Consider the following 14,950-nt stretch of genomic DNA (forward strand, 5'->3'; position numbering starts at 1 on the left):
TCAGCTGCGCTCGGTCAGCACGAAGACCGGGATCTCCCGGTCGGTCTTCTCCTGGTAGTCGGCGTAGTCGGGGTAGGTCGCGACGCCCCGCTCCCACCAGACGGCCTTCTCCTCGCCGGTGACCTCGCGGGCGTCGTAGTCCTTGGTCACCGTGCCGTCCTGCAGTTCGACGTGCGGCTCGGCCTGCACGTTGAAGTACCAGACGGGGTGCTTGGGGGCGCCGCCGAGCGAGGCGACGATCGCGTACTGCCCGTCGTGCTCCACGCGCATCAGGGGGACCTTGCGGAGCTTGCCCGACTTCGCGCCCCGGGTCGTCAGGAGGATCACCGGACGGCCCTTGATGTCGACGCTCTCCGTCGTCCCGGTCTCGAGGATCTTCTCGGTCTGGTCGCGGACCCAGCCCTCGGGGCTGAGCTCGTACTCTCCTTCAAGCGGCATGATCCGATTCAACACCGCCCCCCGACGGAGGACACGATGGAGCCCACCGCGGGCGTCACCCCGCCCCGCGTGCTGACGATCGCCGGCACCGACTCCGGAGGCGGGGCCGGCGTCGCCGCCGACCTCCGTGCGATGGCGGCGTGCGGCGTCCACGGGTGCGTGGCCGTCACCGCGGTCACCGTCCAGAACACGCTCGGCGTGACCGGGGTGCACGTGCTGCCGCCGGAGACCGTGGCCGCGCAGATCGAGTCGGTCGCCCTCGACATCGGCCTGGGGGCGGCGAAGACCGGGATGCTGGCCGGGCGGGCGACGATCGAGGCCGTCGCCGCGGCGTGCGACCGGGTCGGCATCGGCGCCGGCGGGACGACGCCGTTCGTCGTCGACCCGGTGGCGGCGTCGATGCACGGCGACCCCCTCCTCGCCGACGACGCCCTCGACGCCTTCCGCTCGCTGCTCTTCCCCCGTGCGACGCTCGTCACTCCGAACCTCGACGAGGTCCGCCTGCTCGTCGGCGTCGACGTGCACGACCGCGCCGGGCAGTACGAGGCCGCGAAGGTCCTGCACGCGCTCGGGCCGCGGTTCGTCCTCGTCAAGGGCGGCCACCTCGTGTCGGACGCCGACCGCTGCGTCGACCTCCTCTACGACGGAAGCACGTTCACCGAGCTGCCCGGACCGCGCTTCGACACGGGCGACACCCACGGCGGCGGCGACAACATGGCGTCGGCGGTGGCGTGCGGGCTGGCGCGCGGGCTGGGGGTGCCCGAGGCGGTGGCGCTGGCCAAGCGCTACATCGTCGAGGCGGTCCGCCACTCCTACCCCCTGGGCGCCGGTCACGGCCCGGTGTCGCCGCTGTGGGCCGTCCGGCCGTGGTGGGCGGAGTAGCGCCCCGGCGGCCGTGGGCGGGAGCCACCACGTCCGGCTAGTGTCCCGGGAATGAGCATCATGGGCACGCGTGTGGTCCGACGAGAGGACCCCCTGTTCCTCTCGCGGGGTGCCACGTACACCGACGACCTGACCGACGAGAGGCTCACCGGTGCCCTGCACCTGACCCTCGTGCGGTCCCCCCTCGCACACGCCCGGATCACCTCGATCGACGTCGAGGAGGCCCGTTCGGCCCCCGGCGTCGTGGCCGTGGTGACCGGTGCGGAGATCGACCTCGCCCCGGCGCTGCTGTTCCCGGGCGCGAACAAGGGCATGGTCCGGTCCTGGCTGCCGACCGACAAGGTCCGCTTCGTCGGGGAGCCGGTCGTCGCCGTGCTCACCGAGGAGGCCTACCAGGGCCAGGACGCCGCCGACCTCGTCGAGATCGACTACGACCCGCTCCCGGCCGTCGTCGACCTCAAGGCCTCGGCGTCGGACGAGGTCCTGCTGTTCGAGGAGGTCGGCACCAACACCTCCAACGGCTTCGGGCTGAAGGACGAGTTCGACGAGCACCTGTTCGACGACTGCGAGGTCGTCGTCACCCGCGAGATCGTCAACCAGCGCCTGGCCGCGGCCTCGCTGGAGACGCGCGCCGCCAGCGCCGTGTGGGGCGAGGACGGGCGCCTGACGCTGTGGTGCTCGACCCAGAACGCGCAGGCCTCCCGCGACGAGGTCGCCGGCTGGCTCGGCGTCGACGCCGCCCAGGTGCACGTGATCACCCCCGACGTGGGCGGCGGCTTCGGCGCGAAGATCGGCGCCGACCCCGAGTTCGCGCTCGTGTCGTGGCTCGCGAAGCACACCGGCCGCGCCGTGCGCTGGAACGAGACCCGCTCCGAGAACATGACCGGGATGGTGCAGGGCCGCGCGCAGCTGCAGACCGTCACCATCGGCGGCTCGCGCGACGGCCGGGTCACCGCCTACCGCCTCGACGTGCTCGCCGACGCCGGCGCCTACCCGCGCCTGGGCGCGGTGCTGCCGATGTTCACGCGGATGATGGCGCCGGGCGTCTACGACATCGAGAAGGTCGAGTCGCGGGCCCGGGTGCTCGTCACCACCACCACCTCGACCGCGGCCTACCGCGGCGCCGGGCGGCCCGAGGCCACCGCGGCGATCGAGCGGGCGATGGACATGTTCGCCGCCGAGATCGGCATGGACCCGGCCGAGGTGCGGCGGCGCAACCTGCTCAAGGCCGAGCAGTTCCCGCTCGTCACCAAGGGCGGGGCGCCCTACGACAGCGGCGAGTACGAGAAGGCGCTCGACGCGGTCCTCGAGGCCTCCGGCTACGCCGACCTGCGCGCCGAGCAGAAGCGCCGCCGCGACAACGGCGAGGTCGTGCAGCTCGGCATCGGCGTCTCGGTGTTCGTCGAGATCACCGGCGGCGGCGCCTTCAGCGAGGACGCCAGCGTCGAGGTCCACGCCGACGGCTCCGTGACCGTCCTCACCGGCACCTCCCCGCACGGCCAGGGCCACGCCACGGCGTGGGCGATGCTCGCGAGCGAGCACCTCGGCATCGGGATCGACAGGATCACCGTCAAGCACGGCGACACCGACCTGATCCCGCGCGGCGCGGGCACCATGGGCTCCCGCAGCCTGCAGACCGGCGGCATCGCGGTTTACCAGGCCGCGGGCGAGCTCGTGGAGCTGGCCAAGCAGCGCGCGGCCGACCTGCTCGAGGCGAACGTCGACGACCTCGAGGTCGCCGACGGCTCGGTGAACGTCCGCGGCACCGACAAGGGCGTCACGCTCGCGGCGCTGGCGGAGAAGGAGCGCCTGCAGGTCGACTCGAACTTCGACAGCGGGGCGCCCACGTTCCCGTTCGGCGCGCACGTCGCCGTCGTCGAGGTCGACGTCGAGTCCGGCAAGGCGGTGGTCGACCGGATCATCACCGTCGACGACGCCGGCCCCGTCCTCAACCCGCTGCTGTGCGAGGGCCAGCGCCACGGCGGCATCGCGCAGGGCATCTCGCAGGCCCTGCTCGAGGAGGTCGTCTACGACGCCGACGGCAACCCGCTGACGGCGACGTTCGCCGACTACGCGTTCCCGTCGGCGGCCGAGCTCCCCAGCTTCACGCTGCTGGAGATGGCCACGCCGACCCACGTCAACCCGCTGGGCGTCAAGGGGATCGGCGAGGCGGGCACCATCGGCGCCACGCCCGCCGTGCAGAGCGCGGTGGTCGACGCCGTCTCGCACCTGGGCGTCCGCCACATCGACATGCCGACCAGCCCCCTGCGGGTCTGGGAAGCCATCAACGCCGCCGCGGCGAGCCCCGGCGAGTCGCGCACGGACACTGCCGGGGAGGGCACGAAGTGAAGGTCCAGATGACCGTGAACGGCGCCGACACGAGCGCCGACGTCGAGCCGCGCCTGCTGCTCGCCCACTACCTGCGCGACACCCTCGGCCTCAAGGCCACCAACGTCGGGTGCGACACCACGTCCTGCGGGGCGTGCACCGTCCTCGTCGACGGGGAGTCGGTGAAGTCCTGCACCATGCTCGCGGTGCAGGCCGACGAGGCGTCCGTCCAGACGATGGAGGGGCTCTCGCCCGACCCGGAGTCGCTGCACCCCGTGGCCGCCGCGTTCCGCGAGGAGCACGGCCTGCAGTGCGGCTTCTGCACCCCCGGCATGGTGATGGCCACGGTCAGCCTGCTGGCCGAGAACCCCACACCGAGCGAGCGGGAGGTCCGCGAGGGCCTGGAGGGCAACCTCTGCCGCTGCACCGGCTACCACAACATCGTCCGGGCGGTGCTGGCCGCGAGCGGCCAGGACCCCGACGCCGTCACCGGTGGGGGGCACGCCGAGGAGGCGCCCTCCGGTGGTGTCGAGGCGGCGCCCGGCTTCTCCACCGGGAGTGGCGCATGATCCCCGTCGGTTTCGCCTACGAGCGCCCGGACACCCTCGACGGTGCCCTGGCCCTGCTCGCCGAGCACGGCGAGGACGCCACCGTCCTGGCGGGCGGGCACTCGATCCTGCCCGTCATGAAGCTGCGCCTCGCCGCGCCCGAGCTCGTCATCGACATCGGCCGGCTCGCGGAGCTCAACTACGTCCGGGTCGAGGGCGACGAGCTCGCCATCGGCGCGGGCACCAAGCACCGCACCGTGGAGTCGTCGGAGGTCGTGCAGGCCGAGTGCCCGCTGCTGGCCGCCGTCGCCCGCACGGTCGGCGACCCCCAGATCCGCCACCGCGGCACGCTGGGCGGCTCGCTGGCCCACGCCGACCCGGCGTCGGACCTGCCGGCCGCGGTGCTGGCCCTGGGCGGCACGGTCGTGCTGCGCGGGCCGCGCGGCGAGCGCTCGGTGCCGATGACCGGCTTCTACACCGGGGTGTTCTCCTCGGTGAAGGAGCCCGACGAGCTCATCACCGAGGTGCGCGTGCCCCGCACGGGCGCGGCGGGCTGGGCGTACGAGAAGTTCACGCGCCGGGCCAACGACTGGGCGATCGTCGCGGTCGCCGTGGTCGACGGCCGGGTCGGTCTGGTCAACATGGGCCCGACGCCGCTGCGGGCCTCGGCCACCGAGGCCGCGCTGGCCGAGGGCGCCTCGATCGCCGACGCCGCCGCGCTGGCGGCCGAGGGCACCGAGCCCACGGCCGACCTCACCGCCACGGCGGAGTACCGCCGCCACCTGGCGCGGGTGCTCACCAAGCGGGCTCTCACGACCGCGGCCGGCGCCTGACACCGGAGCGCGTGACGACGCGGGCCGGTCGCCCGATCGTGCGGACCGGCCTCCGGTCCGACACCATCGTCGGGTGACCGGCCTGCTGTCGTCCTCCCCGGACGTGATCGCCGACCGCTACGAGCTCGGTCCCGTCGTCGGGACCGGGGGGTCGGCGGTCGTCCACCGCGCCTGGGACCGCGACCGCCGCGCCGTCGTCGCGCTGAAGGTGCTGCACGTCGGTGGCGAGGTGCACGACCCGCGGCGGCACCGCCGTGAGATGGACGCGCTGACCCGCGTCCGGCACCCCGGGCTCGTCGCGCTGCACGACGGCGGCGTCGACGACGGTGTGCCCTACCTCGTGCTCGACCTCGTCGACGGTCCGTCGCTCGCCGAGCGGATCGCCCTCGACGGTGCGCTGGACCTCGACGCCGTCGTCGCGCTCGGCGCGCGGGTGGCCGCGGCACTGGCCGCCGTGCACGCCGCCGGGATCGTGCACCGCGACGTGAAGCCGGCCAACGTGCTCCTCGACCCCGACGGCACGCCGCGCCTCACCGACTTCGGCATCTCGCGCGCGCTCGACGCCACCTCCGTGACGCAGTCCGGCGCCGTGCTCGGCACCGCCGCCTACCTGGCGCCCGAGCAGGTGCGCGGGCACGAGGTCACCGGCGCCGCCGACGTCTACGCGCTGGGCCTGGTCCTGCTGGAGGCGCTCACCGGCCGCCGCGAGTACCCGGGCGGGTCGATCGAGTCGGCCACCGCCCGCCTGCACCGCCCGCCGGTCGTGCCGCGCGACCTGCCCCGCGCGCTCGGCCGCGCGCTCCGGTCGATGACGGCCACCGACCCCGCCCGCCGCCCGACCGCCGCCGCGGTCGCGGCGCTGCTCGGCCCCGACCCCGCCGCCGAGACGGCCCCGGTGGTGCCCGTGCGGCGCCCGTGGGCGGTCGTGGCCGGGGCGCTCGGCGTCGCGGCCGCGACGCTGGTGGCGGTGCTGCTGACCGGGGCGACCCCCGCCACTCCGCCCCCGGTCGCACCCGTGGTCGCCGCACCGGACCTCCGCGCGCCGGTCGGCGGCGCGGCGGGGGGCGCGGTGCCCGAACCGGTCGTCGCGCCCTCGACGACGGCCTCCGGCACGACGGCCCCCGGGACCGGGGGCGCCGCGCCCGCGGCCGTCCGGGAGGGCGGCACCGGGGGGTCCGGCGAGGACGACGACGACGGCGCCGGCGACAGCGGTGACGGCGAGGACCGCGGCGGCAGCGGGGACGGCGGCGGCAGCGGCCGGGACGACGGCGACGGCGACGACAGCAGCGGCGACGACGGGTCGCCCGGCCGGGGACTCGGCCGCGACGACGCGCCGGGTCGCAACTGAGAGTGGCGCGGGTGCGTGTCGATCACGCATGGAACGCCGCGAACGGGGGAACGTGGACGGCGTGAGCACCGGCGGCGAGGATCCCGAGGGTCAGGTCGTCGCGGGCCGCTACCGGCTCGGCCCGGTGATCGGGGTCGGGTCGTCGGCCGTGGTGCGCCGCGGCCGGGACCTCCGCGACGGGGTGCGGGTCGCCGTCAAGCTGTTCCACCCCGGCGCCACCGCCGACGACCGCCGCCAGCAGCGCCGCGAGATGGACGCGCTGTCGCGGCTCGACCACCCCGGACTCGTCGGCCTGCGCGACGGCGGCACCGTGTCCGGGCGCCCGTTCGTCGTCACCGACCTGGTGGAGGGCCCGACGCTGGCCCAGCGCATCGGATCCGGTCCGCTCCCCGCCGACCGCGTCCGGCGCCTGGGCGCGCAGCTCGCCGACGCCCTGGCGCACGTGCACGCGGGCGGGATCGTGCACCGCGACGTGAAGCCGGCCAACGTCCTGCTCGGCGACGGCAGCCGCGCGCACCTCGCCGACTTCGGCATCGCGAAGGCGCTCGACGGCGCGGCCGTCACCGAGGCCGGGATGATCGTCGGCACCGCCGCGTTCCTGGCTCCCGAGCAGGCCCGCGGGCAGGACGTCGGCCCGCCCGCCGACGTCTACGCGCTGGGCCTGGTCCTGCTCGAGGCCCTCACCGGGCGCCGGGAGTACCCGGGGCGGGCCGTGGAGTCGGCCACCGCGCGCCTGCACCGGCGCCCGACCGTGCCGGCCGACCTGCCCGACGGGCTCGGCGCCGTGCTCGCCGCGATGACCGAGGACGACCCGGCGGCCCGGCCCACCGCGGCCGAGGTGGCCGCGGCCCTCGCCCCGCCGTCGCGCCACCGGCGGGGTGCGCGGCACCGCCGCTCGGCCGCGACCGGCCGGCCGGGCCGCCGCGCCGCGCTGCCCGTCGCGGCCGCCGCGGCGCTGCTGGTGGCCGCGGGGTTCGGCTCCGTCGCGCTGCTGTCCCCGGCGCCGGTCCCGGCGACCGCCGCCACCCCCGCGGCGCCCGCGGCGCCCTGAGGTCGTTCAGGGAGCGAGGCCCGCGTCCTGCGCGGCGATGGCCGCCTGCACCCGCGACCGGACGCCGAGCTTCGCCAGCACGCGTGACACGTGCGTCTTCGTGGTCGCCTCGGTGATCACCAGCTCGTCGGCGATCTCGGCGTTGGACAGGCCGCGGCCCAGGCACGCGAGGACGTCGGTCTCCCGCGGGGTCAGGTCGGCCAGGCCGGCGGGCGGTGCGGGGCGCCGGGCGGGGGCGGCGAGGCGGGCCAGCACGCGCCGGGTGACCTCGGGGGCGAGCACGCCGTCGCCCCGCGCCACCGCGCGCACGGCGTCGAGCAGCTGGGGGGCCGACACCGACTTGAGCAGGAACCCGGCGGCGCCGGCGGCGAGCGCGTCGTCGACGTGGGCGTCGATGTCGAACGTCGTCAGCACGAGCACCGCGCACACCCCGTCGGCGACGAGCCGGCGCGTCGCCTCGATGCCGTCGATCCCCGGCATCCGGACGTCCATGAGCACGAGGTCGGGGCGCAGCTCGGTGGCGGCGCGGACGGCGGCCAGCCCGTCGCCGACCTCCGCGACGACCTCCACGTCCGGGGCCGAGCCGAGGATCATCACGAGCCCCGTGCGGATCGCGGCCTGGTCGTCGGCGACGACGACGCGCACGCTCACCGCGGCACCGGGACCGGCGAGGGGGCCGGCAGCACGGCCCGCACCGACCACGACCGCCCGCGCGGCCCGGCGTCGACCCGCCCGCCGACGGCCGCCGCGCGCTCGGCCAGCCCGAGCAGCCCCGTGCCGGTGCCGCCGCCGGAGGCGCCCGCCCCGGCGTCGACCAGGTCGTTGTCGACGTCCACCCGCAGCGCGCCGTCGTCGTGGCGCAGCACGATCCGCACGGTCGAGCCGGGCGCGTGCTTCGCGGCGTTGGTGAGCGACTCCTGCACGATCCGGTAGGCGGCCAGGTCGACGGCGGCGGGCAGGTCGCCGGGCGGGCGCCGGTCGTCCACCTCGACGGTCAGGCCGGTGGCGCGTCCCCCGTCGGCCAGCGCCCCCACCCGCTCCAGCCCGCCGGGGGAGGTGCGCTCCTCGTCGTCCTGGCCCGCGCGCAGCAGCCCGATCAGCGTCCGCATCTCGGCCAGCGACGCCACGCTGCCCTGGCGCACCTGCGTCAGCACCCGGCGCAGGAGGGCGGGGTCGGCGTCGGGGACGGTCAGCGCCGCCTCGGACTGGATCGCGATGGCCGAGAGCTGCCCGGCGATGACGTCGTGCAGGTCGCGGGCCATCCGGTTGCGCTCGGCGGCCACCGCCGCGGCGCGGTCGCGCTCGGCCGCCCGGCGCTCCTGCTCGGCGCGGTCGCGCTCGGCCTCGGCCCGCTCGTGCAGGTGGCGCACCTCGAGGCCCCAGAACACCGGGATCGCGAGCAGCAGCCCGAGGCTCAGGACGGTGCGCACCGCCGACGCGGCGTCCTCGACGAGCAGGATGCGCAGCGCGACCAGCGCCGTCAGCACGCCGGTGCACGCGGCCACCCACCGGCTCGCGCGGCGCGTGGAGTGCAGCACGGCGGTGTAGAGGGACTCCCCGAGCGCCAGCAGCGACCCGGTGTGCGTGACGCCGACGGCGAACGGCCCGAGGAACAGCGCCCCCACGGTGACGAGCAGCCCCACCACGGGGTGGCTGCGGCGCAGGGCGATCCCCGAGCACGAGAGGGCCAGGACGCCGAGGGCGACCGCCGTCGACGGCTCGGGCAGGTCGGTGCGCCACCGGATCACGCCGTCGGGCAGGACGAGGTACAGCACCACGCCCACCACCAGGAACGCGACCGCGCGCAGCCCGTCCTCGAACCTCTCCCGGCCGGTCACGCTCCTCATCCCACCACGACAACGGGGCCCGCGCGTCACGAGTGGGTCGAGTGGGGGGCTGGTGGTCGGCCCGGTGTGGACCACGCTCGTGCCGCCGCGGGAGCGTCCCGTGCCGGGCTCCGGGGGATCCGGCGCTCAGGCGTCGACGACGAGCCAGCCGCCGTGGTGGTCCTCGACGCGGTAGGGCCGGCCGGTGGCGGCGCCGAGCGCGTCGAGCGCGGCGGCGTCGAACGTCCGGACGTGGCCCCAGGCGGCGTTGGGCTCGTCCTCGTAGGGCACCGCGACGACCACCCGTCGCCGGGCCAGGCGCAGCATCTCGCCGACGACGACCGGGGCGAGCGCGGGCGGCAGGTGCTCCAGCAGGTGCACGGCGAAGACCGTGTCGGCGCTGTCGTCGGCCAGCGGCACGGCGGTGGCATCACCGGTGAGGGTGTGCAGCGGCAGGTCGAGGGCGGGCGCGACGCGGGAGAGCAGCCGGACCGTGCCCGCCGAGAGGTCGACGGCCGTGACCTCGTGGCCGGCCGCGACGAGCTGCAGCGACAGGAACCCGAAGCAGCACCCCAGCTCCACCACCGACCCGAGCGCGAGCTCGACGGCGCGGTCGTGCACGGGCGCCATCCCGGCGTTCGTGCCGCCGGGGGCGCCTCCGCGGCCCAGCTCGTCGAGGGTGTTGCGGTAGAACGCGGTCCAGCCCGGGTCGACCGACGCGACGACCGAGACGAACGTCCGCTCGAACGCCGACGCCTCGATGTGCCCGGGCGCGACGAGGTCGTCGGCGATCCAGCCCGCGAGGTCGTTGCTGATCTCGCCCGGGCCGATGCGGTGCCGGAGCCGGCCGTCGGCGCCCATCGTGAGCCGGGGCGCGGTGGCGGTGGTCATCGTCGGAGCCTAGGCGGCGGGGGCCGCCCGGAGCACCTGCCGGAACGGTCAGGCCGTCGGCACCGCGGCCTTCGACCCGGCCCGGTGCGGCCCGGCCCCGTCGCGGGCCCCGTCGCCGTCTCCGTCCTCGTCGTCCTCGTCGTCCTCGATGCGGTCGCCGTCGGCGGCGTTCCGCTCCCGCACCGTGAGCGGCACGAGCACCCACAGCGTCAGGAACACGACGGCGGCGACGGCGGCGGCGGCGATCCCGGCCAGCGGCCCGGCCACCACCTCGAAGATCAGGTCGATGACCGTGACGACGGCCAGCCCGAGCACGATGAGCCCGGCCACGGCGAACCGCTGACCGGAGCGGACGAGCGGCCGCCGCGCGTTGCGCCGGAACAGCACGCGGTGCAGGACGACCGGCGCGATGAGCAGCGCCGTCGCCGTGGCCGACAGGCTGATCGCCACCAGGAACACGACGCGCTGGTGGGCCACCAGCGCGTCGAACCGGGCCTGGAACGGCACCGTGAGCAGCAGCCCGGTGAGCAGCTGCACCCCGGTCTGCGCGACCCGGAGCTCCTGGAGGAGGTCGTCCCAGTTGCGGTTCAGGCGCTCCGTAGCGCTGCCCGTGCCACCCATGCGGACCTCCTTGCCGGACGGCGTCGTCGCCGTGGCCGGAATAGTCCCCCGTGGGGCCGGTCGTCCGGTACGGGCGATCGGGTGACCCGTCAGGCCGGCGGCACCGCCGTCGCCGGGTCGCCGTCGAGCGCCGCGGCCAGGCGCGGGCGCATCTCCGCCAGCGCGACGGGCAGGCTCAGGACCGACCCGAAGGACAGCGCGCCGTTGGTGGTGCTCTGCTCGGGCAGCAGGATCGCCCGCCCCTCGCGCGCGACGCGCAGGTTCCCGAACACCGGGTCGTCGACGGTGCCGGTGGTGGCGAACGCGCCGTAGAGGCCGAGGACGAGCACGTCGGCGTCGAGCACGCCGAGCTGCTCGGGGCTCAGCTCCACCGGCGGCCGGTCCGGGCCGGTGAACAGGGCCTCGGCTGCGGGTGGGAGAGCGAGGCCGAGGTCGGCCAGGAACGCGGGCGCGGGGCCCTCGGCGTAGGCGTAGTAGGTGCCGTCCTCCAGCCGGGCGGCGAGCAGCCCGGTGCGCCCTGCGGGGATCGTCGACCGCAGGTCGGCGAACCCCTGCTCGACCGGCGCCACCAGCGCGGCCGCCTGCTCCTCGCGCCCGAGCGCGGTGCCGACGACCTCGGTGATCACCTGCCACGGGGCGCCGTAGTCGGCGTGCCCGACAGGCGGGCCGACGGTCGGGGCGATCGCGCTCAGCGTCGCGTACTCCTCCGGGGTCATCGAGTAGTTGACGCCCAGGACCAGGTCGGGCGCGAGCGCGGCGACCTGCTCGTAGCTCGGCTCGGTCACCGCCAGCACCTCCGGCACGCCGTCGGCGCGCTCCGCGGCCCACGGCCACAGGGCGCCCGGGCGCCCGCCGAACCACTCCCGCACCCCGACCGGGGTGACGCCGAGCGCGAGCACGTAGTCCTGCTCGGTGAGCCCCATGGTCACGACCCGCTGCGGGGTACCGCTGATCTCGGTGGTGCCGAGCTTGTGCGTGATCGTGCGGGTGCTCGCCTGCGGCGGCGCGGTGGTGCCGCCCGCGCAGCCGGCGAGTGCGGCGCCGAGTCCCAGTGCTCCGGCGCCGGTGAGCAGCGAACGGCGGGTGATCACGTCAGGCAGAGGTAGCGGTCGGTGCCGTCGACGTCGCGGCCGCCCGGCAGCCAGCGGTGCAGCAGCGGGGCGTCCGCCACGGCGTCGACGGGTCGGAAGGTCGGCTCGGGCACGGGGCCTCCTCTAGGTGGTAGGACGCCCTAACTTAACCCAGCCTGCCCTCACCCAATAGGGGTGGGGCGGTGTGCGAGCGCGCCCCCCGGCCCGCCGATCAGCGCCCCACGAGCTCCGCCGCCATCTCGTGCGCCGCGGTCTCCAGGCCGGAGAGGTCGCGGACCACCCGCACCCGGGAGCAGTACTCGGCGTACTCGGGCAGGTCGCACGCACCGAGGCCCCACGAGTAGCGGGGCTCCGGGGTGAGCCAGATCGTCTCCCGCGCGCGACGGGTGATCTCGGCGAACGCCTCGGTGTTGGGGTCGTTGCCGTTGCCGCGCCCGTCGCCCAGGACGATCACGGTGGACCGCCGGTTGACGGCCGAGGCGTACTCCTCCTGGAACGTGCCGAAGGCCTTGCCGTAGTCGGAGTTGGCGTCCACGTCGAGGACGTCGCCGCCGAAGATCAGGCCCAGGGCCTGCTCGACGGGGTGGTCCTCGAACAGGTCGGTGACCTCGACCATGTCGGCCACGAAGGCGAACGCGCGCACCTGGCCGAACAGGTTCTGCAGCCCGTGGACCAGGTGCAGCGTGAACCGGGCCGTTGCCCGCACCGACAGCGACACGTCGGCCAGGATCACCAGCCGCGGCTTGTCCTCCGAGCGCGTGACGGTGATCGGGGAGAACGGGATGCCGTCGAAGCGCATGTTGCGGCGCATCGTGCGTCCGGAGTCGATGCGCCCGCGGCTGGAGACCTTGCGCTTGTGCGTCAGCCCGCCGTGCAGCGTGTGCGCGAGCCGGCGGATCGACTCCTCGAGCTCCATCCGCTCGTGCTCCCCGACGCGGTCGACCTCGCGGACCTTCTCCGCCTCCGCCCCCTCGACGACCTTGTTCTCCAGCGCCATCAGCGCCTCGAGGTGCTTCTTGAGCGCCTCGGGGAGGCCGGCGAGCACGCCGGTCATGCGGCGGCGCAGGGCCGCGGCGTCGTCCTCGGTGCCGTCCTGCGACTCGCCGTCGGTGGAGTTCAGCCAGCCCAGCAGCATCTCCTGCTGCGCGACCGACAGGTCGGCGTCGACCTTCGTGCCCTGCTGCTGGGAGATGTCGCCGGGCATGCCGGCGTTGTGCAGGCTGTCGGTCTCGATCTGGACGCGCTGGCCCTCGCCGTCGATGCCCTGGCTGTCCTTGGACAGCACGATCTCGTCGGTCATCGCGGCCATGTCGATCTTGTTGGCCTCCTGGTGCAGGTTGTACTGCTGCGCCAGGTCGTCGGGGTCGAAGTAGTCGCGGATGTCGGCCGGCTTGCCGTGCTCGTGGCCCTGCTCGGGGGTGTTGCTCGGCTCCTCCGACAGCGTGAACGACTCGAGCTCGCCGGTGTCGGAGAGGTCGCCGTGGCCGTGCCCGTGGCCGTGCCCGGTCGCGTCGTCACCGACCTTCACCAGCGCGAAGAAGCGGTCGAAGATGTCGTCGAAGACCTCCTCGTCGCGCCGGTCCTTGACCAGTGCGACGCGCAGGGCGGCGCGGAGCTGCTCCTTGTCGGCCATCATCCCGGGCTGCGCGGCGCACGCCATCGCGTCGAGGGCCTCGGGGATCGAGATGCGCATCCCGCGCAGCCGCAGGAGCCGGACGAAGCGGTGCAGCGCGTTCTCCATCAGTGCACCTCCGGTGCTCGTGAGCGGCGATCGTGGCCAGGGCCGCGGTCGCCGCTCACGGGGGTGGTCACAGCGCGCGCTTCCGGCCCAGGCCCGCGCCGAAGCTGCGGGTGCCGCGCTCGGCGGGCACCTTGGGCGGGGTGATCGGCTTCGCGCCGGTGTCGCCGCCGAGCGGGTTGCTGCCGTAGGTGTTGCCGAAGCGCCCGGGGGTGTCCTTGGCCGCGCGCACCGCGCGGCCCCCGTCGTCCTCGTCCTCGTCGTCGTCACGCGCGGAGGACTGCCGCGACGCCGGCGCGGGCGCGTCCTGGTCGTCGTGCCCGTGGCCGTGCCCGTGACCGTGTCCGTGGCCCTTCTCGGGAACGGTGGCGTTCGGGTCGACGAGCGTCGGCAGCGCGCCGATCGCCTTGCGCACGTCCTTGTCGTACTTGACGACGACCGAGACGGTGTCGGACAGGATCGTCGCGTTGAGCTCCTCGACGCCCAGCACGGCGAGCGTGCGGGCCCAGTCGATCGTCTCCGAGATCGAGGGCGACTTGCGCAGCTCGAGCTGGCGCAGCCCGCGGACGATCCCGACGAGCTGCTCGGCGAGCGCGTCCGGCAGCCCGGTCTTCTTGCTCCGGACGATCTCCAGCTCGCGCTCGGCGGTGGGGTAGTCGAGGAACAGGTGCAGGCAGCGGCGCTTGAGCGCGGCCGACAGGTCACGGGTGTTGTTGCTGGTCAGGACGACGTAGGGCGGGGTCTTCGTGGTGAAGGTGCCGACCTCGGGCACGGAGACCTGGTACTCGGCCAGCGTCTCCAGCAGCACCGCCTCGAGCGCCTCGTCCGCGCGGTCGACCTCGTCGATCAGCAGGACGACCGGCTCGTCGGAGCGGATGGCCTCCAGCAGGGGACGCGAGGCGAGGAAGCGCTCGGAGAAGAACACGCTCTCCTGGGCGCCGATGCGGTCGACCGCGTCCTCCAGCGTGGGGGCGTCGGCGACGACCTGGCCGATCTTCTCGCGCAGGATCTGGGTGTAGAGCAGCTGCTTGCCGTAGTCCCACTCGTAGAGGGCCTTGGTCTCGTCCTGGCCCTCGTAGCACTGCAGGCGCAGCAGGCGCCGGCCCGTGGCCTTCGCGAGCGCCTTGGCCAGCTCCGTCTTGCCGACGCCGGCCGGCCCCTCGATCAGCAGCGGCTTGTCGAGTCGGTTGACCAGGAACACGGTGGTGGCGAGGCGGCTGTCGGCGATGTAGCCCTGCTCGCCCAGGGCGTCGACGACCTCGTCGACGGAATCGAACTGTCCAGTGCCGGACTCGAACACGCGCTGCTCCGATCGTGACTCGCGTCAGGGGCGCCGGCCACGGCCGGCGCCCCTG

14 protein-coding genes are annotated in these 14,950 nt (G+C 75.0%); 6 read left to right on the forward strand and 8 right to left on the reverse strand.

The genetic code is table 11. The features are described from left to right. Nucleotides 1-438, reverse strand: a complete 438-nt coding sequence (locus HOP40_RS10710) for a nitroreductase family deazaflavin-dependent oxidoreductase (RefSeq protein ID WP_172157232.1) — start codon at nucleotides 436-438, stop codon at nucleotides 1-3. Between the two features lie 36 nt (nucleotides 439-474). Here HOP40_RS10710 and thiD point away from each other — a divergent pair, with 36 nt between their 5' ends. From thiD to HOP40_RS10740, 6 genes are all read left to right on the forward strand, one after another. Beyond that, complete coding sequence (thiD, locus tag HOP40_RS10715; RefSeq protein ID WP_172157234.1) at nucleotides 475-1,320, forward strand: bifunctional hydroxymethylpyrimidine kinase/phosphomethylpyrimidine kinase; 846 nt, start codon at nucleotides 475-477, stop codon at nucleotides 1,318-1,320. A gap of 51 nt (nucleotides 1,321-1,371) precedes the next feature. After that, a complete protein-coding gene (locus tag HOP40_RS10720; RefSeq protein ID WP_172157236.1) occupies nucleotides 1,372-3,669 on the forward strand; it encodes a xanthine dehydrogenase family protein molybdopterin-binding subunit in 2,298 nt (765 codons plus the stop codon). Next, entirely contained in the window at nucleotides 3,666-4,217 is a 552-nt protein-coding gene (locus HOP40_RS10725) for a (2Fe-2S)-binding protein (protein WP_240157620.1), read from the forward strand. Before HOP40_RS10720 ends, HOP40_RS10725 begins: the two co-directional genes overlap by 4 nt. Continuing rightward, the gene (locus HOP40_RS10730) at nucleotides 4,214-5,029 is read left to right on the forward strand and encodes an FAD binding domain-containing protein (protein ID WP_172157238.1); all 816 of its coding nucleotides are present in this window, start codon (nucleotides 4,214-4,216) and stop codon (nucleotides 5,027-5,029) included. Before HOP40_RS10725 ends, HOP40_RS10730 begins: the two co-directional genes overlap by 4 nt. A 73-nt stretch (nucleotides 5,030-5,102) precedes the next feature. Further along, entirely contained in the window at nucleotides 5,103-6,377 is a 1,275-nt protein-coding gene (locus HOP40_RS10735) for a serine/threonine-protein kinase (protein ID WP_240157621.1), read from the forward strand. Between the two features lie 61 nt (nucleotides 6,378-6,438). Continuing rightward, nucleotides 6,439-7,428, forward strand: a complete 990-nt coding sequence (locus HOP40_RS10740; RefSeq protein ID WP_172157240.1) for a serine/threonine-protein kinase — start codon at nucleotides 6,439-6,441, stop codon at nucleotides 7,426-7,428. A 6-nt stretch (nucleotides 7,429-7,434) separates the two neighbouring features. Here the strand turns inward: HOP40_RS10740 and HOP40_RS10745 are convergent, their stop codons facing one another. The 7 genes from HOP40_RS10745 to HOP40_RS10775 all read right to left on the reverse strand — a co-directional run bounded on the left by HOP40_RS10745 (nucleotide 7,435) and on the right by HOP40_RS10775 (nucleotide 14,895). Then, nucleotides 7,435-8,079: a response regulator transcription factor gene (locus tag HOP40_RS10745; protein ID WP_172157242.1), complete on the reverse strand. Its 645-nt coding sequence runs from the start codon at nucleotides 8,077-8,079 to the stop codon at nucleotides 7,435-7,437. Then, entirely contained in the window at nucleotides 8,076-9,275 is a 1,200-nt protein-coding gene (locus HOP40_RS10750; RefSeq protein WP_172157244.1) for a sensor histidine kinase, read from the reverse strand. Before HOP40_RS10750 ends, HOP40_RS10745 begins: the two co-directional genes overlap by 4 nt. 126 nt (nucleotides 9,276-9,401) lie before the next feature. Then, entirely contained in the window at nucleotides 9,402-10,145 is a 744-nt protein-coding gene (gene mftM, locus HOP40_RS10755) for a mycofactocin oligosaccharide methyltransferase MftM (RefSeq protein ID WP_172157246.1), read from the reverse strand. A gap of 48 nt (nucleotides 10,146-10,193) precedes the next feature. Then, on the reverse strand, nucleotides 10,194-10,766 hold the full coding sequence (locus tag HOP40_RS10760; RefSeq protein WP_205347149.1) for a DUF6328 family protein: 573 nt from the start codon (nucleotides 10,764-10,766) through the stop codon (nucleotides 10,194-10,196). Between the two features lie 89 nt (nucleotides 10,767-10,855). Further along, on the reverse strand, nucleotides 10,856-11,857 hold the full coding sequence (locus HOP40_RS10765; RefSeq protein ID WP_205347150.1) for an iron-siderophore ABC transporter substrate-binding protein: 1,002 nt from the start codon (nucleotides 11,855-11,857) through the stop codon (nucleotides 10,856-10,858). A gap of 211 nt (nucleotides 11,858-12,068) precedes the next feature. Then, on the reverse strand, nucleotides 12,069-13,598 hold the full coding sequence (locus HOP40_RS10770; RefSeq protein ID WP_172157248.1) for a VWA domain-containing protein: 1,530 nt from the start codon (nucleotides 13,596-13,598) through the stop codon (nucleotides 12,069-12,071). A 67-nt stretch (nucleotides 13,599-13,665) separates the two neighbouring features. Further along, nucleotides 13,666-14,895 (reverse strand): AAA family ATPase, encoded by a 1,230-nt coding sequence (locus tag HOP40_RS10775; RefSeq protein WP_172157250.1) that lies wholly within the window; start codon nucleotides 14,893-14,895, stop codon nucleotides 13,666-13,668. Between the last annotated feature and the right edge of the window lie 55 nt (nucleotides 14,896-14,950).

Origin of the sequence: Pseudonocardia broussonetiae, from assembly GCF_013155125.1 — a bacterium.
Classification (GTDB): Bacteria; Actinomycetota; Actinomycetes; order Mycobacteriales; family Pseudonocardiaceae; genus Pseudonocardia; species Pseudonocardia broussonetiae.

Excerpts from the sequence above, each read along its gene's own strand:
- HOP40_RS10750 (WP_172157244.1), bottom strand. The coding sequence starts at position 9,275 with ATGAGGAGCGTGACCGGCCGGGAGAGGTTCGAGGACGGGCTGCGCGCG.
- HOP40_RS10730 (WP_172157238.1), top strand. The coding sequence starts at position 4,214 with ATGATCCCCGTCGGTTTCGCCTACGAGCGCCCGGACACCCTCGACGGT.
- HOP40_RS10760 (WP_205347149.1), bottom strand. The coding sequence starts at position 10,766 with ATGGGTGGCACGGGCAGCGCTACGGAGCGCCTGAACCGCAACTGGGAC.
- mftM (WP_172157246.1), bottom strand. The coding sequence starts at position 10,145 with ATGACCACCGCCACCGCGCCCCGGCTCACGATGGGCGCCGACGGCCGG.
- HOP40_RS10710 (WP_172157232.1), bottom strand. The coding sequence starts at position 438 with ATGCCGCTTGAAGGAGAGTACGAGCTCAGCCCCGAGGGCTGGGTCCGC.
- HOP40_RS10770 (WP_172157248.1), bottom strand. The coding sequence starts at position 13,598 with ATGGAGAACGCGCTGCACCGCTTCGTCCGGCTCCTGCGGCTGCGCGGG.
- HOP40_RS10720 (WP_172157236.1), top strand. The coding sequence starts at position 1,372 with ATGAGCATCATGGGCACGCGTGTGGTCCGACGAGAGGACCCCCTGTTC.
- thiD (WP_172157234.1), top strand. The coding sequence starts at position 475 with ATGGAGCCCACCGCGGGCGTCACCCCGCCCCGCGTGCTGACGATCGCC.